Source organism: Sphingomonas degradans (assembly GCF_053502645.1).
The window spans coordinates 86,052-111,484 of sequence record NZ_CP177172.1; the positions used below are offsets into that span (position 1 = coordinate 86,052).

The following is a 25,433-nucleotide window of genomic DNA, read 5'->3' on the forward strand; positions in this document are numbered from 1 at the left end:
GGACCCGCCGATCAGCGCGAATAGAATTCGACGACCAGATTCGGTTCCATCTTCACCGGATACGGCACTTCGTCCAGCTGGGGGATGCGCGTGAAGGTGATCTTCGATGCGCCTTCCGGCACGACATAGTCGGGGATGTCACGCTCGGACAGGCTCTGCGCTTCCATCACCAGCGCCATTTCCTGCGCCTTGGACGACAGCGACACTTCTTCGCCCACCTTGATGCGACGCGAACCGATGTTGCACTTCTCGCCGTTGACGCGGACATGGCCGTGGTTGACCAGCTGGCGTGCCGCGAAGATCGTCGGCGCGAACTTGGCGCGATAGACGATCATGTCGAGGCGCTGTTCCAGCAGGCCGATCAGGTTCTGGCCGGTGTCGCCCTTCATGCGCGACGCGTCTTCGTACGACTTCTTGAACTGCTTCTCGGTGATGTCGCCGTAATAGCCCTTGAGCTTCTGCTTGGCGCGCAGCTGGATGCCGAAGTCCGACATCTTGCCCTTGCGGCGCTGGCCGTGCTGGCCCGGGCCGTATTCGCGCTTGTTCACCGGGGACTTCGGACGACCCCAGATGTTCTCGCCCATGCGGCGATCGAGCTTGTGCTTGGCGCTGGAGCGCTTCGACATTCCTAATTCCTTGCAATTGCCAATAACGTTGTTCCCGGTATCCGCCTGCCAATCCAGAAAAGAAGAGTCAGGGCCACCGCTTCACCGGGGTGCGGGGCCATTGCGAAGGCGGGCGGTTAGCGGCGCGGCGCGCCTGAGTCAAGGTCGGGCGTCGCGCTGGACAGCGCGCGAGCGCCCCGGCAAGGGAGGGGCATGCAAGACACGATCGACCCGACTGCCTGCCAGACCATGACCGAAGTCCGCGCGGGAGTCGACGCCGTCGACCGCGCGCTGATCGCGCTGCTCGCGCGCCGCTTCGGCTATATGGACGCCGCCGCCCGCATCAAGCCCGAGCGCGGCCATGTCCGTGATGAGGCGCGCAAGGCGCAGGTGATCGCCAACGCCGTCGCCGCCGCGCGCGCCGCTGGCATACCGGAGGCCCCGATCGCCGATCTGTGGGAACGGCTGGTCGAGGCCTCGATCGCGTATGAACTGGAGCAGTTCGACCGGCGCTGAAGCCGATCAGCCGGCGTCCGGACGGAGCGGCGTGCCGCCATCGGTGCGCTGGCGGTTTTCGTGCTGAAGGCCGTTGGCGCGATCAATGGCGGCCCATTCGGCCTTGGTGTGGCACACCTTTTTCGGCGGCATGATCGATCCGGTCTTTTGCGCGTCGCTCCGGCAGATTTTGCGCTCCTTTTCCTGCCCGTCATCCGCGTGCGCGAGCGCAGGTGCGACGAAAGCGAGTGCAACGAACATCACGGCAAGACGCATCGAGAATCCCCCAAAAGATCTTTCTGTATCTTTATGTTACCGCCGTTTCGCAAACGCGAAACCCCCTAAACGGGTAAATGTGTGTCAGCTGCGCCGATGCTGCTTGCGCCCGGCCAGCGCCGATAGCACGCCGCGCATCGTGCGGACTTCCTGCGAGGTCCAGCCCGGCTTGGTCAGCAGCGTGCGCAGCGTCCGCCGGGTAGTGGGGGTGCGCGCGGGGGGGAAGAAATAGCCTGCTTCCTCCAGCATCCCTTCAAGCTGGCCGATCATGCCCTCCAGCTCCTCCTGCGGCGCGGGCACGCCCAGGTCGGTGGTTGGCGGGCTGGCCAGCGCCTCGCCCTTCGACCATTCATACGCCACCAGGATCACGGCCTGCGCGAGGTTGAGCGAGCCGAATTCGGGGTTGATCGGCACCGTGACGATCTTGCGGGCCAGCGCGACATCCTCGCTGTCCAGCCCTGAGCGCTCCGGTCCGAACAGGAATGCCGAGCGTTCCGTGCTGGCGCGCACTTCGGCGGCGGCCTCGACGGGGGTCACGACGGGCTTGGTCACGCCGCGCTTGCGCACGGTCGTCGCATAGACGGTGGTGCAGTCCGCTACGGCATCGGCCACGCTATCGAACAGTTGCGCGCGCTCCAGCACCAGGTCGGCGCCGCTCGCGGCGGGGCCGGCGCTGGGATTGGGCCAGCCGTCACGCGGCGCGACCAGCCGCATTTCGGTCAGCCCGAAATTGAGCATCGCGCGCGCGGCCTTGCCGATATTCTCGCCCAATTGCGGGCGGACCAGGACGATGACGGGGTTCACGCCTTGCCGACCTCGCTGACGTTGCCGGCGAATTCCTCGAAGTCCTTGGCCTCGCGGAAGTCCTTATACACGCTGGCGAAGCGGATATAGGCGACCGAATCCAGGCCCTTCAGCCCGTCCATCACCATTTCGCCGATCCGCTGCGAGGGAATGTCGCTGTCGCCCTGCGTTTCCAGCTGGCGCTGGATGCCCGAAACCAGCCGTTCGATCTGGGCAGCGGTCACCGGCCGCTTGCGCGCGGCGAGCGTGATCGAGCGGACCAGCTTGTCGCGCTCGAACGGCTCGCGCCGGTCGTGGCTCTTCACCACCGTCAGGTCGCGCAGCTGGATGCGCTCAAACGTCGTGAACCGCGCCGCGCACGCTTCGCACTGGCGCCGCCGCCGGATCGCCGCCCCGTCTTCGGTGGGGCGGCTGTCCTTTACCTGGCTGTCTTCATTCCCGCAGAACGGACAGCGCATTTATCGCGCCTGCCTGCGAAGCGCACTGGCGCCCATCACGCCCCCGGATAGATCGGGAAGCGGGCGCACAGCGCGCGAACGCGCTCGCCCACGGCCGCCTCGACCTGGGCATCGCCATGCTCGCCCTTTTCGCGCAGCCCTTCGAGCACATCGGCGATCATGTTGCCGATCTCGCGGAACTCGCCGGGGCCGAAGCCGCGCGTCGTGCCGGCGGGCGAACCCACGCGGATTCCGCTGGTCTTCATCGGCGGCAGCGGATCGTTGGGAATGCCGTTCTTGTTGCAGGTGATGCCGGCGCGCTCCAGCGCCTCGTCCGCGTCCTTGCCGGTGACGCCCAGCGGGGTCAGGTCGACCAGCGCGAGGTGCGTGTCGGTGCCGCCCGAGACCAGGTTCGCGCCGCGCTCGTTCAGCGTCGCGGCCAGCACCTTGGCGTTTTCGACCACGGCGGCGACATAGCGCTTGTAATCGGGCTGGAGCGCTTCGCCGAACGCTACGGCCTTGGCGGCGATGACGTGCATCAGCGGCCCGCCCTGGAGCCCCGGGAACACTGCGCTGTTGATCTTCTTGGCGATGGCTTCGTCATTGGTCATCACCATGCCGCCGCGGGGCCCGCGCAACGTCTTGTGTGTGGTGGTGGTGACGACATGCGCATGCTCGAACGGCGAGGGGTGCGCGCCGCCGGCGACCAGCCCTGCGAAATGCGCCATGTCGACCATGAAGATCGCGCCGACTTCGTCCGCGATCTCGCGGAACTTGGCGAAATCGATGATACGCGGATAGGCCGATCCGCCGGCAATGATGAGGCGGGGGCTGTTCGCCTTGGCCAGCGCGCGGACCTGGTCGAAATCGATCAGATGGCTGGTCGGGTCGACGCCATATTGCACCGCGTTGTACCATTTGCCGCTCATCGCCGCCTTGGCGCCGTGCGTCAGATGGCCGCCGGCGTCGAGGCTGAGCCCCATGATCGTGTCGCCGGGCTTGGTCAGCGCCAGCATCACCGCTCCGTTCGCCTGGGCGCCCGAATGCGGCTGGACGTTGGCGAAGCCACAGCCGAACAGCTGCTTGGCGCGATCGATCGCCAGGCTCTCGACTTCGTCGGAGGGCGCGCAGCCCTGGTAATAGCGCTTGCCGGGATAGCCCTCGGCATATTTGTTGGTGAACACCGAACCCTGTGCCTCGAGCACCGCCTTGGACACGATGTTCTCGCTGGCGATCAGCTCGATCTGGTTCTGCTCGCGCGCCAGTTCGTGGCGGACGCCGGCGAACACGGCGGGATCGACTTCGGCCAGCGACTTGGTGAAGAAACCGTCGGGCTGCAGCCCTGCCGTTTGCGGGTTGGTGCTCATGCGGGAGTCCTCGTCGGTTGGCTCAGCTTGTCGACACGCCGGGCGTGGCGATCGCCGAGGAAGGGGGTTTCCAGAAAGGCAGTGATGCACGCGCGGGCCATTTCGGGGCCGATCAGGCGCGCACCAAGTGCGATGACGTTGGCATCGTTGTGCTGCCGCGCCAGGCTGGCCGACAGCGGCTCGGACACGAGCGCGCAGCGCGCGGCCGGGATGCGGTTGACGGCGATCGAGATGCCGATGCCCGATCCGCATAGCGCGACGCCGAATTCGGCCTCGCCGGCTTCGATGGCCGCGCCCAGGCGATAGCCATAATCCGGATAATCGACGCTTTCGGGGCCGTGCGTGCCCAAATCGGACACGACATGGCCCGCTTCACGCAACCATTCGGCGAGTTCGGCCTTCATGGCGAAGGCGGCATGATCGGAGGCAATGGCGATACGGCGCGACATGGCGCGTCCCCTACGCCGCTCGGGCCGTGCTGGCTAGACCATTGAGACACTGTTCTGGAGACTGAAATGCGCAAAACCCTTCTCGCTCTCGCGCCCGCCCTTGCCATCGGCATGACGCTGGGCGCCTGTTCCGAAAGCACCCAGGACAATGTGAGCGAGTCGGTGGATCGCACCGGCGACTCGATTGCCAATGCCGCCGACGATGCCGGTACGCGGATCGAGCGCGGGCTGGACCGCGCCGGCGACGCGATCGGCAACACGGCGGACAATGTGGGCGAGGCATTTGCCGATGGCGCCGACGCGACCGGCAATGCGATCGACAACCGCACGCGCTGAACAATCGCCCGGGGGTGCGTTTGCGCATTCCCGGGCGCGCCCGAATCGCATTCGTCACGGGGCCGAATACAAATCGACAAGATTCTGTCACACGCGCGTACTAGGTCCGCCACACAGCCGCATGCGACAGGCGCGCTCCAGGAGTGACGAATGGGTACGATTGCCAAGACGCCCAAGAACGGTGCGGTGCGCGGTGCGGTGCACCGGCATGAGCATCTGAGCAAGCAGGGCCTGCTCGAGCGCGCGTTCACGTTTGCGTTCCGCGGCCTCGTCTATGCCCAGATCTGGGAAGACCCGGACATCGACATGGAGGCGCTGCAGATAACGCCGGACAGCCATGTCGTCACGATCGCGTCGGGCGGCTGCAACGTATTTTCGTACCTGACGGCGAACCCGGCGCGGATCACGGCAGTGGACCTGAATCCCGCCCATATCGCGCTTAACAACCTCAAGCGGCAGGCGGCGCTGCACCTGCCCGATTACGCGACCTTCCGCCGCTTCTTCGCCGACGCGGACAGCCCGGCGAATATCGAGGCGTACAAGACGTGGATCCGCCCGCATCTGGACGAGACGTCGCGCGCCTATTGGGAAAGCCGCGACCTGCGGGGCCGCCGCCGCATCGCGGGCTTTGCCAGCGGCTTCTATCGCCAGGGGCTGCTCGGCAACCTTATCGCCTTCGTCCATCTGCTCGCGCGCTTCTATTGCATCGACCCGCGCGAGATCCTGAAGGCGCAGTCGATCGAGGAGCAGCGGGCGATCTTCGAGACGCGGTTCGCGCCCATTTTCGACAAGAAGCTGCTGCGCTGGCTGGTCGACCAGCCCGCCGCGCTTTTCGGCTTCGGGATTCCGCCCGCGCAATATGATCTGCTCAAGGTCGATGACAGCGCCGGGATCACCGGCGCGCTGCGCAGCCGGCTGCGCAAGCTGGCGTGCGATTTCGATATCCGCGACAATTACTATGCGTGGCAGGCGTTTGGGCGCGGATACGGCAAGCATGCGGATGCGCCGCTGCCGCCATACCTCCAGGCGCGCAACTATGACGCAGTGCGCGCGCGCGCCGACCGGGTGGAGATCCGCCACACCAACTATGCCGATTACCTGGAGAGCATGCCCGCCCAGTCGCTCGACCGCTATATCCTGCTCGACGCGCAGGACTGGATGACCGACGCGCAGCTCACGCGCATCTGGAGCGAGATCACCCGCACCGCCAAACCCGGCGCGCGCGTGCTGTATCGCACCGCCGCAGTGCCCGATGTAGTCAAGGGGCATATCCCCGAGACGCTGATGGACCAGTGGGACTATGAATCGCAGGACAAGCTGGACGACTGGACTCGCCGCGATCGCTCGGCGGTGTACGGCGCCACGCACGTCTGGACGCTGAAGCCCCACGCATGAGCGGCGCCAGCGCCGGAACCGGCGACCAGAAATCGCTGATGGACGATGTGTATGCGCTCCATCGGCATTTCTATGACTTCACGCGCAAATTCTATCTGCTCGGCCGCGACCGGCTGATCCGCCAGCTCGCGCCGCCGCCGGGCGGGACGGTGCTGGAAGTCGGCTGCGGCACGGCGCGCAACCTGATCGTCGCGGCCCGGATTTGGCCGCAGGCGCGCTTCTATGGCTTCGACATCAGCGAGGCGATGCTGGAGACCGCGCGCAAATCGGTGGCGAAGGCGGGGCTGAGCGACCGGATCACGCTGGCACAGGGCGATGCGGGCAGCTTCGACGTGCAGGCGCTGTTCGGGCTGGCGCAGGTCGACCGCGTGTTCATGAGCTATACCCTGTCGATGATCCCGCCCTGGATCGACGCGATCGAGCGCGGCGCACAGGCGCTGGCGCCGGGCGGCAGCCTGCACATCGTCGATTTCGGTCAATATGAGCGGCTGCCCGCGCTGGCTAAGCGGCTGCACTTCAAGTCGCTCAACGACTTCCACGTCTATCCCCGTCGCGAACTGCCTGCGGTGCTCAAGCGGATCGCCGAGGAGCAGGGGCTGGGGATGGCGTTCACGCCGCTGTGGCGCGGCTATGCGTGGAGCGGGGGATTGCAGCGGGGGTGAGGGTAGCCTGGTTACCGGCGCCGTGATAGGCTTTTGCCCATGAACCACCCGTTCCGCCTGGGCGCGGCGATTGACCCGCGAGCAGCCTTTACCGCTGCCGACTTTGAGCGGATGCTCAATCTGGGCGCCTTTGCCGATATGCGTGCGGAGCTGTCCGGGGGAGTGCTCGAAAAGATGATGCCGGCTTTGCCAGGCCATGGCGAGCGCAATGTAACGCTCGCAGTCCGGCTTCACGAGACGATGGCGGCGGCGCCCCTTTCGATCGGCTCGGACATTGCGATCCGGATCGACGAGGTCACGGTTCGCGGTGCGGATATAGCCGTCTATCCACACGGCATTACCGCAAATCGCATTCCGGAGGGCCGGGACATCGTGCTGGCGGTGGAAATCGCCGACACCACACTTGCTCGCGATCTGGGGGAGAAGCTGGTCGATTATGCGCGCGCCGGTGTACCCCATTACTGGGTGGTCGATGCGGCGGCGGGGGTTGTGCACGTCATGGCAAACCCCGGCCCGGATGGCTATGCGGATCGCCGGGTGATTCGCTTTGGCGACCCGCTACCGGTTCCCTGGTCGGATGCCTGCGTCACCATCGACTGACGCCTTGCCGCCTTACGCCGCCAGGCGCAGTTCCAGTTCCAGACGGCCCCAGATTTCGACCAGTGCGTCCACGAGTTCTTCCATCATCGCCTCGGTATGCGCGGGGCCGGGGGTGAAGCGCAGGCGTTCGGTGCCGCGCGGGACGGTGGGATAATTGATCGGCTGGACGTACACGCCGTACTCGGCGAGCAAAGTGTCGCTGATCTTCTTGGCCTTTACCGGATCGCCGACCATCAGGGGCACGATGTGCGTCGTCGAAGGCAGCACGGGCAGCCCGGCGGCGGCCATCAGTTCCTTGAGCTTCGCGGCGGCGGCCTGCTGGCCCTCGCGCTCTGCGCTCGATGCCTTGAGGTGCTTGACCGACGCCAGCGCGCCGGCGACGAGCACGGGCGACAGGCTGGTGGTGAAGATGAAGCCGGGCGCATAGCTGCGGATCACATCGATGATGACCTGGTCCGCCGCGATATAGCCGCCCATCACGCCGAACGCCTTGCCCAGCGTGCCTTCGATGATGTTCAGCCGATCGGCCACGCCGTCGCGCTCGGAAATGCCGCCGCCGCGCGCGCCGTACATGCCCACGGCATGGACTTCGTCGAGATAGGTCAGCGCATTGTACTTGTCGGCCAGGTCGCAGATTTCGGCGATCGGCGCGATGTCGGCGTCCATCGAATAGACGCTCTCGAACGCGATCAGCTTGGGCAGCGAGGGATCGTCGGCGGCCAGCAGTTCCTCAAGATGCGCGAGGTCGTTGTGGCGGAACACGCGCTTTTCACAGCCCGAATTGCGGATGCCGGCGATCATCGATGCGTGGTTCAGCTCGTCCGAATAGACGATGCAGCCCGGCATGATCTTCGCGAGCGTCGCCAGCGTCGCCTCGTTCGAGACATAGCCCGAAGTGAAGAGCAGTGCGCCCTGCTTGCCGTGCAGGTCGGCCAGCTCGCGCTCCAGCTCGATATGATAATGGGTGTTGCCGCCGATGTTGCGGGTGCCGCCAGAGCCCGCGCCGACATCGTGCAGCGCGGCTTCCATCGCGGCGATCACGTCCGGATGCTGGCCCATCGCCAGATAGTCGTTGGAGCACCACACCGTGATCGGCTTCGGCCCGTTATGCCCCGCGAAACAGCGCGCATTGGGATAGGCACCCTTGTTGCGCAGCACGTCGATGAACACGCGATATCGACCTTCGGCGTGCAGCCGGTCGATCGCCTGGTTGAAGACCCGCGAGTAATCCACCGCGGGAGACGAGGTGTCCTTCGTGTACATGGGGGCCTTCACTAACCCCAAAATCCGCGCAATTCCAGCGCTTGGGTCTAAGCAATTATCCCAATATACGCAGGTAGGAGGCAGGTCGGGCCCAAAATAGCCGCGCAGATGCCGGCAAGAGTCGCGTCGCATCGCCCAAGGATGCCCCGTGACGCTATCGTCCTCCGCCGGAAATCGGAGGCTATCCGGCAAAAAGATGATCCGTGTTAGTCGGTTATCGGTGCGATGTGGTATAGTCGATCGGTCGCGGGCGAGTCGATTTTCAAGCAGGTCCGCGATTGGGAGACCGGGTTCTCCCGCTTGCGAACGGAGCCGCCAACATGATGAGCCTCGATCTGGAATATTACCGGCGTCGCGAAGAACAGGAGCGTTCCTATGCGGAACGGGCCGACGACAGGACGGCGCGGCGCGTGCACCAGGAAATGGCCGAACGCTATTTGGCGAAGCTGCGCGAAATGAGCGCGCGCCCGCCCGAAGTGCGCGCCTAAAGCGAGTCGATGCGCGTGAGCCCGAACCTTGCCAATGCCGGCGCGAGGGCGGCTGCGCGCGCGTCATAGGCCGTGAAGACCGCGCGGCCCGGCACCGGCTGGTCCGGCCAGCCCTGACCCTGGGTCAGATAGGCGACACGGCGGGCGATCCCCGCCCCCCCATCGACGAATGATACCGCATGCGGCGCCGCCGCCGCCAGTTCGGCCTCCAGCAGGGGGAAATGCGTGCAGGCGTTGACGATCACGTCGAGCCGCTCGCCGCCCGGCTGGTCGAACAGCCCCGCCAGCACCGCCGCCAGCCGCGCCGCATCGGGCGCCGTGCCCGCCAGCGAAGCCTCCGCCATCTCGACCAGCTCGGCGGAGCCGTGGCGCAGCACCGTACAATCCCCGGCAAAGCGCGCCGCCAGATCATCGACATAGGGCTGGCGCACCGTCGCCTGCGTCCCCAGCACGCCGATTACCCGAGTCTTGCTCAGCAGCGCGGCGGGTTTGATCGCGGGCACGGTTCCGACGATCGGCACGTCGAGCGCGGCGCGCACGTGCTGCAGCGCGATCGTCGAGGCAGTGTTGCACGCGATGACGATCAGCCGCGGATCGAATCGCTCCGCCAGCCGCCCGAGCAATGCCGGTACACGCGCCGCGATCTCGCCCTCGCTGCGGGTGCCATAGGGGAAGCCGGCCGAGTCGGCGACATAGACCAGGGGCGCTTGCGGCAGCAGCCGCGCGGTGGGCGCCAGCACGGAAAGGCCGCCGACGCCCGAATCGAAGAACAGAATGGGGCGCTGGTCAGGAAAGATGGCGTGCGTCCGGGTTGGGATTGTTGCGCCCGCCTAATCGACCGCCTAGCTAGGATGCAACAGGGGGTATTGGATTTGGGCGACGCAATCTGGATGGGGCCGGCACTGGCGATCGCGCTCGGCTATCTGCTGGGCTCGATCCCGTTCGGGGTGATCCTGACGCGCATCGCGGGCGCGGGCGACCTGCGCCAGATCGGCTCGGGCAATATCGGCGCCACCAACGTGCTGCGTACCGGGCGCAAGGGGCTGGCCGCCGCCACGCTGCTTCTGGACATGGCGAAGGGCGCCGCCGCCGTGCTGCTCGCCGAGGCGCTGTTCCCCGGTACGGCGGTTCTGGCCGGGCTCGGCGCGTTCCTGGGGCATTGCTATCCGGTCTGGCTGAAGTTTCGCGGGGGCAAGGGCGTCGCCACGCTGATGGGCATCGTCGTCGCGCTGCATTGGCCGTGCGGGCTGGTGTACGCCGTGGTCTGGCTGGGGCTGCTTGGCGGGCTGCGCATTTCGTCGGTGGCCGGCATGGTCGCGGCGATCAGCGCGCCTGTCAGCGCGGCGTATTTCGGGCGGCAGGACCTGGTGCCGCTGCTGCTCGCGCTGGCGCTGATCGTGCTGTGGAAGCACCGCGAGAATATCGAGCGGCTGCTGAGCGGAACCGAGCCGCGCATCGGCAGCAAGCGTGGCTGATCCGCGCGAGGCACGGCTTCGGCTGTTGCGCTCGGCGAATATCGGACCCGTCAGCTATCGCCAGCTGATCGGGCGCTATGGATCGGCGGACGCGGCGCTGGAGGCGCTGCCGATGCTGGCGGCGCGCGGTGGCGGCCGGGCGCCGCGCATCGCCGATGCCGGGGCGGTACGGCGCGAAATCGCGATCGTCGAGCGGCTGGGCGCGCGCTATGTGTTTCTGGACGATGCCGCCTATCCCGCGCTGCTGGGCGAGACCGAAAGCGCGCCGCCTGCGCTGATCGTGCGGGGGGAGATGGGGTTGCTCGACCGGACGATCGTCGCGATCGTGGGCGCGCGCAATGCTTCTGCCGCCGCGTGCCGCTTCGCCCGCCAGCTCGCGCTCGATCTGGGCGCGGCGGGGGCGACGGTGGTGTCGGGGCTGGCGCGCGGGATCGACACGGCGGCGCATATGGGATCGCTGGGCAGCGGCACGGTGGGCGTGATCGCCAGCGGGATCGACATCGCCTTCCCGCCCGAGAATGCCGACCTGCAGGAGCGCGTGGCGCGCGAAGGGCTGCTGGTCGCCGAACAGCCGCCGGGGACCGAGCCGCTGGCGCGCTTCTTTCCCTCGCGCAACCGCATCATCGCCGGGCTGGCGCAGGGGACCGTGGTGGTCGAGGCGGCGCCGCGATCGGGCAGCCTGATCACCGCGCGCATCGCGGCGGAGGCGGGGCGCGACGTGATGGCGGTCCCCGGCTCGCCGCTCGATCCGCGCGCGCAGGGGTGCAATCTGCTGATCCGCGAAGGCGCGACGCTGGTGCAGAACGCGCAGGACGTGCTGGAAATGCTTCGCCCGCTCGACCCCCGTGCGGTGCGCGCGCCGGGCATGGGCTGGAGCGGCCCCCCGCCCGAGGATGCGAGCGACGCCGATCGCCGCGCGGTGACCGGCCTGCTGGGGCCCGTGCCGGTGAGCGTGGACGAACTGATCCGCCAGTCGCGACTGGCGCCGGCGGTGGTGCAGACGGTACTGCTGGAGCTGGAACTGGGCGGCCGGCTGGAGCGCCACGCGGGCGGGCGGGTCAGCCTTCGCTAGGCGGCGCGCGGACGATCCAGCGGAGGAGTGCGGCGCCCAGCACGGGCCCCAGCACGAGCACCGACAGCACCCACACCGGCGCGACATAGGCTCCCGCCGCCGCTCCCAGCCCGATGAGAATGGGCAGCCACACGCCATAACGGATGCGGCGCACGACCAGCGGGTCGTGATCGGGCGCGAGCACCGAGGGCCGCAGCGCGAGGCGTACGACATTGGCGTTGAACAGCCCCAGCACGACCAGCCAGCCCGCATAGAACAGCGTGGCGGTCCGCAGATTGGCATATTCGCTGAAAACCGCCGTCGGGAACGGCAGGAAGGCGATGCCGAGCAACAGCACCAGATTGGCGAACACCAGCCGGTCGTCGGCGCGCGCCAGCTGCCCGAACAGGCGATGATGCCCCAGCCAGAACCGACCGATCACGAAGAAGCTGACGATGAAGCCGATATAGTTCGGTGCCAGCGCCAGCAGCCCCGCCCGAAGCGCCGCGTCATCGGCGCCGTGCAGCACCGGCGGCCGGATTTCGATGACAAGCAGCGTGATCGCAATCGCGAACACCGCGTCTGAAAAGAAGGTCAGCCGCTCGAGCAGCGTCGATTCACGGTTTGCTTTCATGCCGGCGACCATGCTGGGCAGAGGGGGCAAGGGCAAGGGGGCATTGTCCAGCTGCCGCGACCCGGATAGCCTGCGCCCATGCTGCCATATTCCCTCTGGAGCTTCGCTGTGCTCGGCGCGTGCATCTACTGCATCGCCAGAGCGGTCATCGATTTTCGGGCCGGTAAGTACCTGTGGGGCGCCGTTGGGCTCGTCAGTGCGTTGGCCCTGTTGCTGACGCCGATCCAGACCCATGCGGTGAAGATCGACTTGCCTGTCGCGGGATCGTGATGGGGGGAGGATTGAAATGGCGAAGATGCATGCGCGTGGTTTTATAGCGCGAACGGGTGCGCTCTTGGCTTCGCGCCCCGGTCCTGCGCTGCTTTGCGTCGCGATCCTCAGTCTGCCCTGGATCGCGATAGACTGGGCGGGATTCGATCAGCGCGGCGGGTATATTTTCTCCGTCGCGAGCCTGTTCGCGCAGTTTATGGTGACCAGCGCGCTCCTGCGGGACGAGGACGCCCATCATGCATGGGGTGTGCCTGGTCGCGCGGCATCGTTTGTCGGCGTCTCGACCGTGTCCACCCTCGCGATCGGTGCAGGCCTGCTGGTGTTTGTTCTTCCGGGCCTGTTTCTGTTCGCGCGCTGGCTGCTGGTGACGCCGCTCGTCGTCGGGCGCGGCGCGTCGATGGCATTCGCCCTGAGAGAGAGCTGGCGGCTAACCAGGCCGCATACGGTCCCCATCCTTCTTGCGCTGGTCGCGCTGCTGGCGCCAGCGGCGGTCGGGCTGGGTCTGCAGGTGGCGCTCTATCCCGAATATGGTCCGGTCCCGCTTGCGCTGGCGGTGGCCGCGAATCTGCTGCTGTTCGGCAGCAATGTCGCCCAATGGTATCTGGCTGTCGCTGTCTATCTGATGGTTTCGGCGGATCTGCCGGAGCCGGTCCCCGAATTGCAGGCCGCATGAAGAAGCTGGGCCCCGGGTCGAGCCCGGGGTGACGAGGGGGGAGCTGACTTCTTCCGTCACCCCGGGCTTGACCCGGGGCCCAGCTTCTTCGGCGGCGTCCCCCATTTGTCACGCCCCTCTGGCAACGCGCCCGCCGCGCCCTACATCGCGCCGACAGCTTTCCCAGGAGACTTCCATGGCCGACGCCCCCGATCCCGCGAACAACCAGCCTGCGGGCTATGTCCCGCCCAGGGTGTGGGAATGGGCGCCGGGCAATGGCGGGCAGTTCGCCAATATCAATCGCCCGACCTCGGGCGCGACGCATGAAAAGGTGCTGCCGGTGGGCCGGCATCCGCTCCAGCTCTATTCGCTGGGCACGCCCAATGGGGTGAAGGTCACCATCCTGCTCGAAGAGCTGCTCGCCGCCGGGCATGCGGGCGCCGAATATGATGCGTGGAAGATCAATATCGGCGAAGGCGACCAGTTCGGCAGCGGCTTTGTCGAGATCAATCCCAACTCGAAAATCCCGGCGCTGGCCGACCACAGCACCGATCCGGCGACGCATGTGTTCGAGAGCGGCGCGATCCTGATCTATCTCGCCGAGAAGTTCGGCGCATTCCTCGCCACCGAGCCGCGCGCGCGGGCCGCGACGATGAGCTGGCTGATGTGGCAGATGGGCTCCGCCCCGTTCCTGGGCGGCGGCTTCGGCCATTTCTTTGCCTATGCCCCGATCAAGATCCAATATGCGATCGATCGCTATGCGATGGAAGTGAAGCGCCAGCTGCACGTGCTCGACACGCATCTCGCCAAGAACACCTATATGGCGGGTGGCGCCTATACGATCGCCGACATCGCGATCTGGCCCTGGTATGGCGCGATTGCGCGGGGCGAGGCCTATGCCGGCTCGGCCGAGTTCCTCAGCGTGCACGACTATCCGCATTTCCAGCGCTGGGTCGCGCAGGTGGGGGATCGCGAGCCCGTCCAGCGCGGGCGGCTGGTCAATCGCGGCATGGGGCCGGAGGACCAGCGCGTGCCCGAACGGCACGACGCATCCGATATCGATGCGGTGCGGGCGCGGATGCGCGCCGGCGCCTGATTGCCTTCGCGGTCCATCGCTGTCATCTCGCCTCCCGCTTGACGGCGGGCGGCGGGTTTACCCATCCTCGTACGCGTACACGTGAAGGACCCCCTTACTTCCATGCAGCTAGTCATCGTCGAATCGCCCGCCAAGGCGAAGACCATCGAGAAATATCTGGGCTCGGACTATCGCGTCCTGGCGTCCTATGGCCATGTCCGCGACTTGCCGGCGAAGGACGGATCGGTGGACCCCGACGAGGGGTTCGCGATGGAATGGGAAACCTATGCCGACAAGTCGAAGCAGCTCAAGGCGATCACCGATCTCGCCAAGACCGCCGACCGACTGATCCTCGCGACCGACCCTGATCGCGAAGGCGAGGCGATCAGCTGGCACGTGCAGGAAGTGCTGCGCAACAAGAAGGCGCTGCCCAGGGAAGTCGAGCGCGTCACCTTCAACGCGATCACCAAGCCGGCGGTACTCACCGCGATGGCGAACCCGCGCGAGCTCGATACCGACCTGATCGACGCCTATCGCGCCCGTCGCGCGCTGGATTATCTGGTGGGCTTCACGCTCTCGCCGGTGCTGTGGCGCAAGCTGCCGGGCGCCAAGTCGGCGGGGCGCGTCCAGTCGGTCGCGCTGCGGATCATCGTCGATCGCGAGCGCGAGATCGAGAGCTTTCGCCCGCAGGAATATTGGTCGGTCACCGCCGACATGGAGCAGGACGGCACCGGCTTCCAGGCGCGGCTGGTCAAGTACAAGGGCGACAAGATCGATCGCCTGACGATCGGCGACGGCAAGACCGCAGAGGCGGCGAAACAGGCCGTCGAGGAAGGCCGATTCTCGGTCGCCTCGGTCGAGACCAAGCCGGCGATGCGCAACCCGCCGCCGCCCTTCACTACCTCGACCCTGCAACAGGAAGCGGCGCGCAAGCTCGGCTTCTCGGCCAGCCACACGATGCGAATCGCGCAGGGGCTCTACGAGGACGGCGCAATCACCTATATGCGTACCGACGGCGTCCAGATGGACCCGGGGGCGATCCAGGAAGCGCGCAAGGCCGTCGCGACGCGCTATGACGGCAGCTATGTGCCGGACAAGCCGCGCATCTACACCACCAAGGCGAAGAATGCGCAGGAAGCGCACGAGGCGATCCGGCCGACCGATTTCTCGAAGGACCGCGCAGGCTCGGGCGATCATGGCCGGCTGTACGAGCTGATCTGGAAGCGCGCGCTGGCGAGCCAGATGGCGTCGGCGCGGATGGAGCGCACCACCGTCGATCTGGAGGACGGCACCGGCCAGCACGGGCTGCGCGCCACGGGGCAGGTCGTGCTCTTCCCTGGCTATCTCGCGCTCTACGAAGAGGGCAAGGATGACGAGGGCGACGAGGATTCCCGCCGCCTGCCGCGCATGTCGTCCGGCGATGCGCCCGCCAAGAAGGCGGTCCATGCCGAGCAGCATTTCACCCAGCCGCCGCCCCGCTTCTCCGAAGCATCGCTGGTCAAGCGGCTGGAGGAGCTGGGGATCGGGCGCCCGTCGACCTATGCCTCGATCATCCAGGTGCTCAAGGACCGCGCCTATGTGCGCGTCGAGAAGAACCGCTTCTTCGCCGAGGAAAGCGGGCGGCTGCTGACGGCGTTCCTCGAACGCTTCTTTGAAAAGTACGTCAGCTACGACTTCACGGCGGGCCTTGAGGAAGAGCTGGACGACGTGTCCGGCGGGCGCGCCGCGTGGCAGGCGGTGCTCGAGGCGTTCTGGCGCGATTTCAAGCCGCGCACGTCCGAAGTGATGGAGCAGAAGCCGTCGGACATCACCGCCGCGCTCGACACTTTCCTCGAATCCTACCTGTTCCCCGCCAAGGCGGACGGCACCGATCCGCGGCTATGTCCCAATTGCGGCACCGGGCGGCTGGCGCTGCGCGGCGGGCGGTTCGGCGCGTTTGTGGCGTGCTCCAACTATCCCGAGTGCAAGTTCACCCGCCGCTTCGCGCAGCCGGGCGGCGAGGGCGATGACAGCAGCGGCCCCGAAGTGCTCGGCACCGATCCCGACACGGGCCTGCCGGTGGAGCGCAAATCGGGGCGGTTCGGCCCCTATATCCAGCTGGGCGAGGGCAAGGAGGCCGCGCGCGCGTCGATCCCGAAGGACGTCGAGCTGGACCTGGAACTGGCGCTCAAGCTGCTCAAGCTGCCGCGCACCGTGGGCGACCACCCGGAAACGGGCAAGCCGATCACGGCGTCGATCGGCCGCTATGGCCCCTATCTGGCGCATGACGGGAAGTACGCCCGGCTCCAGTCGACCATGGAAGTGTTCGAGACCGGCATGAACGCAGCCGTCGTCAAGCTGGCCGAGGCGGCAGCAGGCGGCGGGCGCCCGGCGCGCGGCGCTGCGCGCGAGCCGCTCAAGGTGCTGGGCAAGCATCCGCGCACCGAGGCCGAGATCAAGCTGATGGAGGGGCGCTATGGCCCCTATGTCACCGATGGCGAGACCAACGCGACGCTGCCCAAGTCGATCGAGAAGGATCAGCTGACGCTGGAGGAAGCCGCCCAGCTGATCGACGCCCGCGCAGCGGCGGCGCCCGCGAAGGGCAAGGGCAAGAAAAAGGCCGCGCCAAAGAAAGCGGCGGCGAAAAAGGCCCCGGCGAAGAAAGCCGCGCCGAAGAAGGCTGCACCCAAGAAGGCTGCTGCGAAGAAGGCGGAGGCGGAGTAGCGCCGCCACCGCATTGCACCTGCGGATGCACTGGGGCGGGGCTTGCGGCTAATTATGCCCCTCCCGCTTGGTTTTAATTCCCCTCCCGCTTGCGGGAGGGGTTAGGGGAGGGGCCGCGCTTGCGCGGCGCTTCTTTCACTTCAGGCCCTCCCCCGACCCCTCCCGCAAGCGGGAGGGGAGAGATAAAACCCCTCAAGCCGCGCGGGCTTCGCACCCGCGCAGCCACGCACGTGCGGCTTTCTGTGCGTTGATGATGTCGCGGGCGCTCATGTCCTCGGCGATTTCGGCGCGGCATTCGTGGGCGCGGTCGCTGCCCGATGCGGCGGCGATGTTGAACCATTTATGCGCCTCGACCAGGTCCACGCCGATCCCTTCGGCGCCGCTGGAATAGACGATGCCGAGGTCGAAACACGCAGTCGCATCGCCGCGCGCGGCGGCCTGCAACCGGCTTTCGACCAGAAAACGCGCACTCTTCAGGCTTACGCTCATTGTCGTTACCCCCTTTTGAGTCTCCTCGTGCCTGCACCATGGCAGGCAAGGGGAAAATAAAGGGTTAACGCGTTAACCTTCTTCGTTCAGCACGACCGGGATGTTGTCGATCAGCCGCGTGCCGCCGATCCGCGCAGCGGCGAGCAGGCGCATCGCCCGGCCCGGCTGGGGGTCGCGCAGCGTCTCGGCGTCGACCAGCGCGACATAATCCACGTCGAACCCGGCGGCGGCCAGCGAGTCGCGCGCCTGCGCCAGCGCGGCTTGCGCATCGCCGCCCTTGGCGATGGTGCGTTCGGCCACCCCCAGCGCGCGGGGCAGCGCGACGGCGCGGGCGCGGTCCTCGGGCACCAGATAGGCATTGCGCGACGACAGCGCGAGCCCGTCATCCTCGCGCTGGGTCAGCACGCCCTGGATATCGATGCCGAGATCCAGATCGCTCGCCATGCGGCGGATGACGGCGAGCTGCTGCCAGTCCTTTTCGCCGAACAGCGCGACATCGGGGCGGACCTGGTTGAACAGCTTCAGCACCACCGTCGCCACGCCATCGAAATGGGTCGGGCGCGCCACGCCGTCCAGCACTTCGCTGACATCGGCGACCGACACGGTGGTGGCGAACCCGGCGGGGTACATCACCTCGACCGGGGGCAGCCAGAGCAGGTCGACGCCGGCGGTGGCCAGCATCCGCGAATCCTGCAGCTCCTTGCGCGGATACTGGGCGAAATCCTCGTTCGGGGCGAACTGGCGCGGGTTGACGAAGATCGACACCACGACCTTGTCCGCCGCGCGCTTCGCCGCATCGACCAGCGCCATGTGCCCTGCGTGCAGCGCACCCATGGTCGGCACGAGCGCGATACGCTGGCCACCCGCGCGCAGCGCCGAGAGGGCGTCGCGGAGGTCTTCGAGGCTACGGACGGTTTGCACGCTGGGGCTCTTTCGATAAGACAGAAGCGCGGCCTTCTATGGGGGGCGGGCGGTACGATCAATAAAGGAAGTTTGTAGCGTGAGCGACGGATCGAAACGTCTGCACGTCCTGGTGTTTGCCAACGAGAAGGGCGGGACGGGAAAATCGACCACGGCGGTGCACGCCGCGATCGCGCTGGCGTCGCGGGGCAGCAAGGTCGCGTGCTTCGACCTGGACCATCGCCAGCGGACCATGGGCCGCTATCTCGACAATCGCGCAGAGACGATGCGGCGCAAGGGCAAGCCGTTGCCGATGCCGGTGTTCGAGACGCATGACGGCGAGAGCATGGCGTTTTTCTCCGACACGCTCGAGCGGCTGGGCGCCGAGGCCGATTTCCTGGTGATCGACACGCCGGGGCGCGACGACAAGTTCGCGCGCATCGCCGTCACCAACGCCGACACGCTGGTCACGCCGATGAACGACAGCTTCGTCGATTTCGACCTGATCGGCCAGGTGGACCCGGAGACGTTCCGCGTGCTGCGCCCCAGCTTCTATTCCGAGCTGATCTGGGAATCGCGCAAGCGCCGCGCCAAGGCCGATGGCGAGACGATCGACTGGGTCGTGCTGCGCAACCGGATGCAGCATATCGAAGCGCGCAACATGCGCCGCGTATCGGACGCGATCGACCAGCTTTCGAAGCGGGTCGGCTTCCGCGTGATTTCCGGCTTGTCCGAGCGGGTGATCTATCGCGAGCTGTTCCCCCAGGGGCTGACGATGCTCGACGCGCGCGAATTCGGCGAGATGGGCCTCAGCCATGTCGCCGCGCGCCAGGAACTGCGCGAGATGATGGCGGGGCTGGCGCTGCCCGAGCCCGCGATGCCGCTTTTCGCCTGATGTTCCAGTTCCTTCTGGCGGCTTTGCTGTTCGGCGCGGCCTGGATCTATTGGGGCAAGCCCCGGCACAAGCCCGCCCGCCCGAAACCCGCCCCGGCGCTGGCCGAGGACGAGGCGCGGGCGATCCTGGGCGTGGGCGCGGGCGCCGGTGCCGACGAGGTCCGCGCCGCACATCGCCGGCTGGTGACGGCGCTGCACCCCGACAAGGGCGGGTCGGAAGAGCTGACTCGCCGGATAAATGCGGCGCGCGACACGTTGCTGCGCGCGCGCGATTGAACTTTACCCCGCGCTGGGGGATTAGGCGCGCATCATCTATCCGGGCATCTCTTCGGGAGGCATCATGACGCATCGTTTCGACCCCACTTCGCTCCGCGAGTATGACATCCGCGGCATCGTCGGCGAGGCGCTGGGCCCCGACGACGCGCGCGCGATCGGTCGCGGCTTCGCCACGCTGCTGCGCCGCGCGGGCGGCACCCGCGTCGCGGTGGGCCGTGACGGGCGGCTGTCTTCGCCGATGCTGGAGGAAGCGCTGGTCGCGGGGCTGACCGCGTCGGGCGTCGATGTCGTGCGGATCGGCATGGGCCCCACGCCGATGCTATATTATGCCGAAGCCACGCTGGAAGTGGATGGCGGCATCCAGATAACCGGCAGCCATAATCCCGGCCATTACAATGGCTTCAAGATGGTGTTCCAGCATCGTTCGTTCTTTGGCGAGGACATCCAGACGCTGGGCAAGATGGCCGAGGCGGGCGACTGGGACGACGCCGAGACGCCGGGCACGGTCAGCGATTACGAAATCCTCGACGCCTATGTCGGGCGGCTGATGGCGGGCTATGCCGGCGGATCGTTCCGTATCGGCTGGGACACGGGCAACGGCGCCGCCGGCCCGGTGGTCGAGAAGCTGGTCAAGCTGTTGCCGGGTGAGCACCATACGATCTTCACCGACGTGGACGGTAATTTCCCCAATCATCATCCCGATCCTACCGAGGAAAAGAACCTCGCCGACCTCAAGCGTCTTGTCGCGGAGAAGAACCTCGATTTCGGACTGGCATTCGACGGTGACGGCGACCGGCTGGGCGCGATCGACGGGCAGGGCCGCGTGGTGTGGGGCGACCAGCTTCTCGCCATTCTGGCCGAACCTGTGCTGCGCGAACTGCCGGGATCGACGATCATCGCGGACGTCAAGGCCAGCCAGGCGCTCTACGACCGCATTGCCGAGCTGGGCGGCGTGCCGCTGATGTGGAAGACCGGCCACAGCCTCATCAAGACCAAGATGAAGGAAACCGGCGCCCCGCTGGCCGGCGAGATGAGCGGCCACATCTTCTTCGCGCACAATTACTATGGCTTCGACGACGCCCAGTATGCGGCGGTGCGCCTGATCCAGGCGGTGCATGTGATCGGCAAGTCGCTCACCCAGATCAAGGACGAGATGCCGGCGATGATCAACACGCCGGAAATGCGCTTCCAGGTATCCGACACGCGCAAGTTCGCCGTGATCGACGAGATCCTGGCGCGGCTGGAAGCCGAGGGCGCCGACGTCAACCGCACCGACGGCGCGCGGGTGAACACGCCCGACGGCTGGTGGCTGCTGCGCGCGTCCAACACCCAGGACGTGCTGGTCGCCCGCGCCGAGGCCAAGACGCAGGAGGGCCTCGATCGCCTGATGGCGATGATCGACGCCCAGCTCGCGGCGAGCGGGCTGGAGCGCGGACCGCAGGCGGCGCATTGAGGTGCTGAGGGGGCCTCTCCGTGTGGAGGGGCCCTTTTTGCGGGGTGCAGGGGTGAGAGACGCCTTGCTTTAGATGCAAAACTTAAAAGTTTTGGATCAGGCTGCGGCCATTTGAACGGGTTGGCACGTCCAATTGCGGACATGGCATGCTGTGCTAAACCGTCGCTATGGCCATTACCGCAAAACTCATACCCGAGCTGGACCTGTGGAACTTCTGCAAGGGGATTTCTCCCTCGGACTGGATATATGGTGAGGGTCGCGCAGATCACGCTCTTGGATTTTGTGCCATGTTATGGCCCGAGGTCAGCATTTTTGAACGCTACGTTTTGCGTGAGCCAATCAACGTAGAACATCTGCGAGGATGGGAAAATGCGGGCCGCGATCGAACGCAAATTGAAACTGCGATGAACGCCTATTTTCTTGACAATATATTCCCCGGTGACGTTGCTCAACCAGAGTTGAAGGAGGCGCAATTGGCGCGCCTCGCCCAGAACATGGTGGAGATGCTCACCGCAAAGCTCACGACCCGGTTTCCAGACAGGACATTCTCGGCGTTCGTGATTGATGACGGCGAAGATTTTGCGGTGTCTTTTCATCAGGTCTGATAACCGCAACCCGTCATTGAACCGGTTCTGATGCAAAATTCACAAGTTTAGCATCGGCGCGAAAAGCCCGCAGATCCGCCGCTGTCCCCGATGCACAATTCCGATGCATCCGCTGGGCGTGGGCGCCGGGGGGAAGGCGCGTCCCGGCCCAGCCCCCGCCCCCCAGTTTCGACTCGCAATCCCCTCGCCGAACCGCCACATCGCGCGGCATGGCTCCGCCCTCCCGCTCCATCATCCGTGTCATCGACCTTGAAACCACCGGGCAGGCTCCGCCGGTGCATGGCGTGTGCGAGATCGGGTGGCAGGATGTCGCGCTCCAGAGCGATGGCCGCTGGGAACTGGAGGGCGAGGGGGGGAGCCGGCTGGTCCATCCGGGGCGGCAGATTCCGCCGCTGACTATGGCGATCCACCATATCCGCGACGAGGATGTGGCAGAGGCGCCGCTGTGGCACGACGTCGCCCGCCCGATCCTGGACCCCTGGCCGCGCCGCGTCGCGCTGGCGGCGCATCGGGCGAGCTTCGAGGAACAGTTCTGCACGCCGTCGCTCACGCGCGGGGCGGACTGGATCTGCACCTATAAATGCGCGCTGCGGCTGTGGCCGGGCACGCCGGGCTTCTCCAACCAGTTCCTGCGATACTGGCGCAATCCTGTCGGGATGGAGCATGAACGCGGCCTGCCCGCGCACCGCGCCTTTCCCGATGCCTATGTCACCGCGTTCCACCTGCGCGACATGCTCAACGAAGCCAGCGTCGGGCAGCTCATCGCTTGGTCCAAAGAGCCGGCGCTGGAGCCGCGCGTCCGCTATGGTCCCGATCGCGGCAAGGAATGGAGCGAGATCGACGACGATTCGCTCGCCGGCTTCCTGGGCGACCGCGATCCCGACATCCGCCACACCGCGCAGACCGAATATGCCCGGCGACAGGGCGGCGGCGCGGTGGGGCGCAGTTCGGCGCAGGATGTGCTGCTTTAGGCCTTTGCGGACGGCGGTTCCCGTTCCCCTATTTCGTGTTGTGCCGCGTGGGCTTGTGTACGCGTTGCCGGTGGGAAGGCGGCCACGCCATGCCGAGGCGGTTCAGCCCGCAGCGGGCAGGCGCAGGCGGACGAGCAGGCCGCCCAGGTCTTCGCTTTCCTCAAGGCTGACGGTGCCGTCATAGATTTCGGCGACGTCGCGCACGATCGCGAGGCCAAGGCCGGTGCCGGGCTTGCCGCTGTCGAGGCGGACGCCGCGGTCGAAGATGCGGATGCGGTCCGCCTCGGGGATGCCGCGGCCGTCGTCCTCGACCATGATCTCGACGAACCCGGCCTGCGCGCTGGCGGTGATGAACACGCTGCCCCCGCCATATTTGGCGGCGTTTTCGACCAGGTTGCCGAGGATCTCGTCCAGATCCTGCCGCTCGATATGCGCGGTCAGCGTCTTGGCGCCGTCGATATCGATGCGCACGGCGGGATAGAGCCGCGCGACGGCGCGCTCGACTGCCTCGATCGAGGGCCAGACCGGCGCGCGGCTGTGCGCGCTGCCCCGGCGGCCCACGGCGCGGGCGCGGGCGAGGTGGTGGTCGATCTGGCGGCGCATCGTCCGCGCCTCGCGCAGCACGGTGGGGGCGAGATCGTCCTGCCCCGCCGCCGCGGCGTTCATGATGACGCTGAGCGGCGTTTTCAGCGCATGGGCGAGGTTGCCGGCGTGGCGGCGCGCTTCCTCTGCCTGGCGATCATTATGTTCGACCAGCGCGTTGAGCTCCTCGACCATCGGCGCGATCTCGGCGGGCATCCGGTCCTCGATCCGCTTGGACTTGCCCGCGCGCAGCCGGGCGATTTCCGAGCGGACCTTGCGCAAGGGGAGCAGCCCGTACCAGGTCTGCAGGCCCACCATCACGATCAGCCCGAGCCCGAGCAGCAGGAAGCTGCGCACCAGCGTGCGGCGGAGCACGGCGATCTGGCCGTCCAGCCCTTCGCGGCTCTGCGCGACCTGGAACCGCCACAGCACGGGCGATCCCGGCAACTTCACGTCGCGCTCGGCGATGCGCAGCCGCTGGTCGGTCTCGCCGGATTCGTGCTCGCTGCGGGGGTTTTTGTCGACGAACTCGTCGCTGTCGTAAATGTGCAGGTCCATGTCGCCATGGACGCGATCGACGCGCAGCTTGCGGTCCCATAGCGAGCGCGAGGGATAGGTTTCGAACCCCTTGCCGCTGATCTGCCAATAGGCGCCCGAGCCGGGTTCGAGGAACCGCTGGTCGGCAAGCTCGCGGTTGTTCACGACTTCGCCATTGGGGCCCAGTTCGGCCGAGACGATCATCGCGTTGATCAGATATTCGAGCTGTTCGTCGAAATTGCGCGTGATCGCACTTGTAAGCACCCGGTCCAGCGCGATGCCGCCGCCCAGCAGCAGCACCATGATCCACGCCGTCGCGATCAGGATCATGCGCCGGCTCACCGATCCGGTGGCGCGGACATAATGGCGCGGCAGCGGCGCCGAGGGATCGAACTCGACTGCCGCTTCGGTGCCGGGCACATCGCCCCCGTTACGGCGATCGGGCCGCCCCGGTCGACCGGGCAGCGTCAGTCCGAACAGGCCCATGCGGTCACGCGGCCCCGGCCGGCTCCTCGAGGCTGTAGCCCAGGCCCCGGATGGTGGTGATGACATCGGCGCCCAGCTTCTTGCGGATGCGCGTCACGAACACTTCGATCGTGTTCGAATCGCGATCGAAATCCTGGTCGTAGATATGTTCGATCAGCTCGGTACGGCTGACGACCTTGCCCTTGTGGTGGAGCAGGTAGGACAGCAGCTTGTATTCCTGCGCGGTCAGCTTGATCGGCTCGCCATCCTTGGTGACCTTGCCCGAGCGGGTGTCGAGGCGGATGTCGCCGACGTTCAGCTCGGCCGAGGCATTGCCCGATGCGCGGCGGATCAGCGCGCGCAGGCGGGCGATCAGTTCCTCGGTCTGGAACGGCTTGGCGACATAATCGTCGGCGCCGGCATCGAGGCCCGCCACCTTGTCGGACCAGCTGTCGCGCGCGGTCAGCACCAGCACCGGCGTAGTCTTGCCCTCGCGCCGCCAGCGATCGAGCACGGTCAGCCCGTCGATCTCGGGCAGGCCCAGGTCGAGCAGGATCGCGTCATATTGCTCGGTCGAGCCAAGGAAATGCCCTTCCTCGCCATCGGTGGCGAGGTCCACGGCATAGCCGGCACCTTCCAGTGCATTGCGCAGCTGCTGGCCCAGATTGGGCTCATCCTCGACGATCAATAGACGCATGTTGTGGTTCCCGTTCCGCGCATCATGAGGCTGCGCTCAACTTCCCGTGCGGCGAAGTATCTGGCCGGTATGGCCATCGACATCGACCCAGATCACCGATCCATTGCGCAGGAATTTGAGCGTGTAAATGTCCGTTGCGGGATCATAATCAAATCCCAGATATTGCGCCCCCGGCATACGGGGGATGACGCGGCGCTCGATTTCGCGGACCGGCAGCAGCTCGCCCTTCATCCGACGCTCGCGCGCCGTGTCCTGGCCATAGTTCTGGACGAGTTCGATGCGCGCGTCGAAAGAGGGGGCGACCGGGTGCGCCACAGCGGCGCCGGCGGGCGAAATCGCCGCCAGCCACGCGCACATTACCCGTCGAGCCACCATCGTCATCCGCATTGCATAGGGGGTCGGCATTGAATAGCCCCTGAACACGCTTGTCAGGACAGCGTAACCTGCGAGCAACAGCCGGGGTCCATCGCGCGCAAATATCGGTGTGCCCGCGCTTGCCCCCGGCGGCTGCGGACCCTAGGCGGCTC

31 protein-coding genes are annotated in these 25,433 nt (G+C 66.6%); 17 read left to right on the top strand and 14 right to left on the bottom strand.

What is annotated here, in order from left to right; translation table 11 throughout:
- Positions 1 to 11: 11 nt before the first annotated feature.
- Positions 12 to 626 (bottom strand): 30S ribosomal protein S4, encoded by a 615-nt coding sequence (gene rpsD, locus ACG3SL_RS00395; protein WP_448663173.1) that lies wholly within the window; start codon positions 624 to 626, stop codon positions 12 to 14.
- 192 nt (positions 627 to 818) lie between these two features.
- On the opposite strand from rpsD, the gene ACG3SL_RS00400 reads away from it, so the two are divergent.
- Complete coding sequence (locus ACG3SL_RS00400; protein WP_448663174.1) at positions 819 to 1,121, top strand: chorismate mutase; 303 nt, start codon at positions 819 to 821, stop codon at positions 1,119 to 1,121.
- 6 nt (positions 1,122 to 1,127) lie between these two features.
- On the opposite strand, the gene ACG3SL_RS00405 is transcribed toward ACG3SL_RS00400, so the two are convergent.
- The 5 genes from ACG3SL_RS00405 to rpiB all read right to left on the bottom strand — a co-directional run bounded on the left by ACG3SL_RS00405 (position 1,128) and on the right by rpiB (position 4,433).
- Positions 1,128 to 1,376: a hypothetical protein gene (locus tag ACG3SL_RS00405; protein WP_448663175.1), complete on the bottom strand. Its 249-nt coding sequence runs from the start codon at positions 1,374 to 1,376 to the stop codon at positions 1,128 to 1,130.
- 84 nt (positions 1,377 to 1,460) lie between these two features.
- The gene (locus tag ACG3SL_RS00410; protein WP_448663176.1) at positions 1,461 to 2,180 is read right to left on the bottom strand and encodes an RNA methyltransferase; all 720 of its coding nucleotides are present in this window, start codon (positions 2,178 to 2,180) and stop codon (positions 1,461 to 1,463) included.
- Positions 2,177 to 2,638, bottom strand: a complete 462-nt coding sequence (nrdR, locus tag ACG3SL_RS00415) for a transcriptional regulator NrdR (protein ID WP_448663177.1) — start codon at positions 2,636 to 2,638, stop codon at positions 2,177 to 2,179. The genes ACG3SL_RS00410 and nrdR overlap by 4 nt, the downstream gene beginning before the upstream one ends.
- A gap of 35 nt (positions 2,639 to 2,673) precedes the next feature.
- Positions 2,674 to 3,984, bottom strand: a complete 1,311-nt coding sequence (glyA, locus tag ACG3SL_RS00420) for a serine hydroxymethyltransferase (protein WP_448663178.1) — start codon at positions 3,982 to 3,984, stop codon at positions 2,674 to 2,676.
- Complete coding sequence (gene rpiB, locus ACG3SL_RS00425) at positions 3,981 to 4,433, bottom strand: ribose 5-phosphate isomerase B (RefSeq protein WP_448663179.1); 453 nt, start codon at positions 4,431 to 4,433, stop codon at positions 3,981 to 3,983. The genes glyA and rpiB overlap by 4 nt, the downstream gene beginning before the upstream one ends.
- Before the next feature lie 66 nt (positions 4,434 to 4,499).
- On the opposite strand from rpiB, the gene ACG3SL_RS00430 reads away from it, so the two are divergent.
- From ACG3SL_RS00430 to ACG3SL_RS00445, 4 genes are all read left to right on the top strand, one after another.
- The gene (locus tag ACG3SL_RS00430) at positions 4,500 to 4,769 is read left to right on the top strand and encodes a hypothetical protein (RefSeq protein WP_448663180.1); all 270 of its coding nucleotides are present in this window, start codon (positions 4,500 to 4,502) and stop codon (positions 4,767 to 4,769) included.
- A gap of 150 nt (positions 4,770 to 4,919) precedes the next feature.
- Positions 4,920 to 6,164 carry a DUF3419 family protein gene (locus tag ACG3SL_RS00435; protein WP_448663181.1) on the top strand — a complete coding sequence of 415 codons (1,245 nt, stop codon included), beginning with the start codon at positions 4,920 to 4,922 and terminating at the stop codon, positions 6,162 to 6,164.
- The gene (locus tag ACG3SL_RS00440; RefSeq protein ID WP_448663182.1) at positions 6,161 to 6,826 is read left to right on the top strand and encodes a class I SAM-dependent methyltransferase; all 666 of its coding nucleotides are present in this window, start codon (positions 6,161 to 6,163) and stop codon (positions 6,824 to 6,826) included. The genes ACG3SL_RS00435 and ACG3SL_RS00440 overlap by 4 nt, the downstream gene beginning before the upstream one ends.
- Positions 6,827 to 6,865: 39 nt before the next feature.
- The gene (locus tag ACG3SL_RS00445; RefSeq protein WP_448663183.1) at positions 6,866 to 7,426 is read left to right on the top strand and encodes a Uma2 family endonuclease; all 561 of its coding nucleotides are present in this window, start codon (positions 6,866 to 6,868) and stop codon (positions 7,424 to 7,426) included.
- Positions 7,427 to 7,438: 12 nt separating this feature from the next.
- Here ACG3SL_RS00445 and hemA read toward each other — a convergent pair whose 3' ends face one another.
- A complete protein-coding gene (hemA, locus tag ACG3SL_RS00450) occupies positions 7,439 to 8,689 on the bottom strand; it encodes a 5-aminolevulinate synthase (protein WP_448663184.1) in 1,251 nt (416 codons plus the stop codon).
- 320 nt (positions 8,690 to 9,009) lie between these two features.
- Here hemA and ACG3SL_RS00455 point away from each other — a divergent pair, with 320 nt between their 5' ends.
- Entirely contained in the window at positions 9,010 to 9,177 is a 168-nt protein-coding gene (locus ACG3SL_RS00455; RefSeq protein ID WP_448663185.1) for a hypothetical protein, read from the top strand.
- On the opposite strand, the gene murI is transcribed toward ACG3SL_RS00455, so the two are convergent.
- The gene (gene murI, locus ACG3SL_RS00460) at positions 9,174 to 9,974 is read right to left on the bottom strand and encodes a glutamate racemase (RefSeq protein ID WP_448665201.1); all 801 of its coding nucleotides are present in this window, start codon (positions 9,972 to 9,974) and stop codon (positions 9,174 to 9,176) included. The genes ACG3SL_RS00455 and murI overlap by 4 nt on opposite strands.
- Positions 9,975 to 10,067: 93 nt before the next feature.
- On the opposite strand from murI, the gene plsY reads away from it, so the two are divergent.
- Positions 10,068 to 10,652 carry a glycerol-3-phosphate 1-O-acyltransferase PlsY gene (gene plsY, locus ACG3SL_RS00465; RefSeq protein WP_448665202.1) on the top strand — a complete coding sequence of 195 codons (585 nt, stop codon included), beginning with the start codon at positions 10,068 to 10,070 and terminating at the stop codon, positions 10,650 to 10,652.
- Complete coding sequence (gene dprA / locus ACG3SL_RS00470) at positions 10,645 to 11,724, top strand: DNA-processing protein DprA (RefSeq protein WP_448663186.1); 1,080 nt, start codon at positions 10,645 to 10,647, stop codon at positions 11,722 to 11,724. Before plsY ends, dprA begins: the two co-directional genes overlap by 8 nt.
- Here the strand turns inward: dprA and ACG3SL_RS00475 are convergent.
- Positions 11,711 to 12,337: a TMEM175 family protein gene (locus ACG3SL_RS00475; RefSeq protein ID WP_448663187.1), complete on the bottom strand. Its 627-nt coding sequence runs from the start codon at positions 12,335 to 12,337 to the stop codon at positions 11,711 to 11,713. The two genes, dprA and ACG3SL_RS00475, sit on opposite strands and share 14 nt — an antisense overlap.
- Positions 12,338 to 12,415: 78 nt before the next feature.
- Here ACG3SL_RS00475 and ACG3SL_RS00480 point away from each other — a divergent pair, with 78 nt between their 5' ends.
- From ACG3SL_RS00480 to topA, 4 genes are all read left to right on the top strand, one after another.
- On the top strand, positions 12,416 to 12,607 hold the full coding sequence (locus tag ACG3SL_RS00480) for a hypothetical protein (RefSeq protein WP_448663188.1): 192 nt from the start codon (positions 12,416 to 12,418) through the stop codon (positions 12,605 to 12,607).
- A gap of 16 nt (positions 12,608 to 12,623) precedes the next feature.
- Entirely contained in the window at positions 12,624 to 13,280 is a 657-nt protein-coding gene (locus ACG3SL_RS00485; protein ID WP_448663189.1) for a hypothetical protein, read from the top strand.
- 175 nt (positions 13,281 to 13,455) lie between these two features.
- Positions 13,456 to 14,355, top strand: a complete 900-nt coding sequence (yghU, locus tag ACG3SL_RS00490; RefSeq protein ID WP_448663190.1) for a glutathione-dependent disulfide-bond oxidoreductase — start codon at positions 13,456 to 13,458, stop codon at positions 14,353 to 14,355.
- Positions 14,356 to 14,457: 102 nt separating this feature from the next.
- Positions 14,458 to 17,037 (top strand): type I DNA topoisomerase, encoded by a 2,580-nt coding sequence (gene topA / locus ACG3SL_RS00495; RefSeq protein WP_448663191.1) that lies wholly within the window; start codon positions 14,458 to 14,460, stop codon positions 17,035 to 17,037.
- 192 nt (positions 17,038 to 17,229) lie between these two features.
- On the opposite strand, the gene ACG3SL_RS00500 is transcribed toward topA, so the two are convergent.
- On the bottom strand, positions 17,230 to 17,526 hold the full coding sequence (locus tag ACG3SL_RS00500; RefSeq protein ID WP_448663192.1) for a hypothetical protein: 297 nt from the start codon (positions 17,524 to 17,526) through the stop codon (positions 17,230 to 17,232).
- 72 nt (positions 17,527 to 17,598) lie between these two features.
- Positions 17,599 to 18,447, bottom strand: a complete 849-nt coding sequence (panC, locus tag ACG3SL_RS00505) for a pantoate--beta-alanine ligase (RefSeq protein WP_448663193.1) — start codon at positions 18,445 to 18,447, stop codon at positions 17,599 to 17,601.
- Positions 18,448 to 18,526: 79 nt separating this feature from the next.
- On the opposite strand from panC, the gene ACG3SL_RS00510 reads away from it, so the two are divergent.
- The 5 genes from ACG3SL_RS00510 to ACG3SL_RS00530 all read left to right on the top strand — a co-directional run bounded on the left by ACG3SL_RS00510 (position 18,527) and on the right by ACG3SL_RS00530 (position 22,625).
- Entirely contained in the window at positions 18,527 to 19,321 is a 795-nt protein-coding gene (locus ACG3SL_RS00510) for a division plane positioning ATPase MipZ (protein WP_448663194.1), read from the top strand.
- Positions 19,321 to 19,596: a J domain-containing protein gene (locus tag ACG3SL_RS00515; protein ID WP_448663195.1), complete on the top strand. Its 276-nt coding sequence runs from the start codon at positions 19,321 to 19,323 to the stop codon at positions 19,594 to 19,596. Before ACG3SL_RS00510 ends, ACG3SL_RS00515 begins: the two co-directional genes overlap by 1 nt.
- A 64-nt stretch (positions 19,597 to 19,660) precedes the next feature.
- On the top strand, positions 19,661 to 21,049 hold the full coding sequence (gene pgmG, locus ACG3SL_RS00520) for a phosphoglucomutase/phosphomannomutase PgmG (RefSeq protein ID WP_448663196.1): 1,389 nt from the start codon (positions 19,661 to 19,663) through the stop codon (positions 21,047 to 21,049).
- 167 nt (positions 21,050 to 21,216) lie between these two features.
- The gene (locus tag ACG3SL_RS00525; RefSeq protein WP_448663197.1) at positions 21,217 to 21,654 is read left to right on the top strand and encodes a hypothetical protein; all 438 of its coding nucleotides are present in this window, start codon (positions 21,217 to 21,219) and stop codon (positions 21,652 to 21,654) included.
- A gap of 209 nt (positions 21,655 to 21,863) precedes the next feature.
- On the top strand, positions 21,864 to 22,625 hold the full coding sequence (locus tag ACG3SL_RS00530) for an exonuclease domain-containing protein (RefSeq protein WP_448663198.1): 762 nt from the start codon (positions 21,864 to 21,866) through the stop codon (positions 22,623 to 22,625).
- A 102-nt stretch (positions 22,626 to 22,727) separates the two neighbouring features.
- On the opposite strand, the gene ACG3SL_RS00535 is transcribed toward ACG3SL_RS00530, so the two are convergent.
- From ACG3SL_RS00535 to ACG3SL_RS00545, 3 genes are all read right to left on the bottom strand, one after another.
- Positions 22,728 to 24,074: a sensor histidine kinase gene (locus ACG3SL_RS00535; protein ID WP_448665203.1), complete on the bottom strand. Its 1,347-nt coding sequence runs from the start codon at positions 24,072 to 24,074 to the stop codon at positions 22,728 to 22,730.
- Positions 24,075 to 24,234: 160 nt separating this feature from the next.
- Positions 24,235 to 24,906, bottom strand: coding sequence for a response regulator transcription factor (locus ACG3SL_RS00540; protein ID WP_448663199.1), 672 nt, complete (start codon positions 24,904 to 24,906; stop codon positions 24,235 to 24,237).
- A 36-nt stretch (positions 24,907 to 24,942) separates the two neighbouring features.
- Positions 24,943 to 25,311, bottom strand: coding sequence for a hypothetical protein (locus ACG3SL_RS00545; RefSeq protein WP_448663200.1), 369 nt, complete (start codon positions 25,309 to 25,311; stop codon positions 24,943 to 24,945).
- Positions 25,312 to 25,433: the final 122 nt, after the last annotated feature.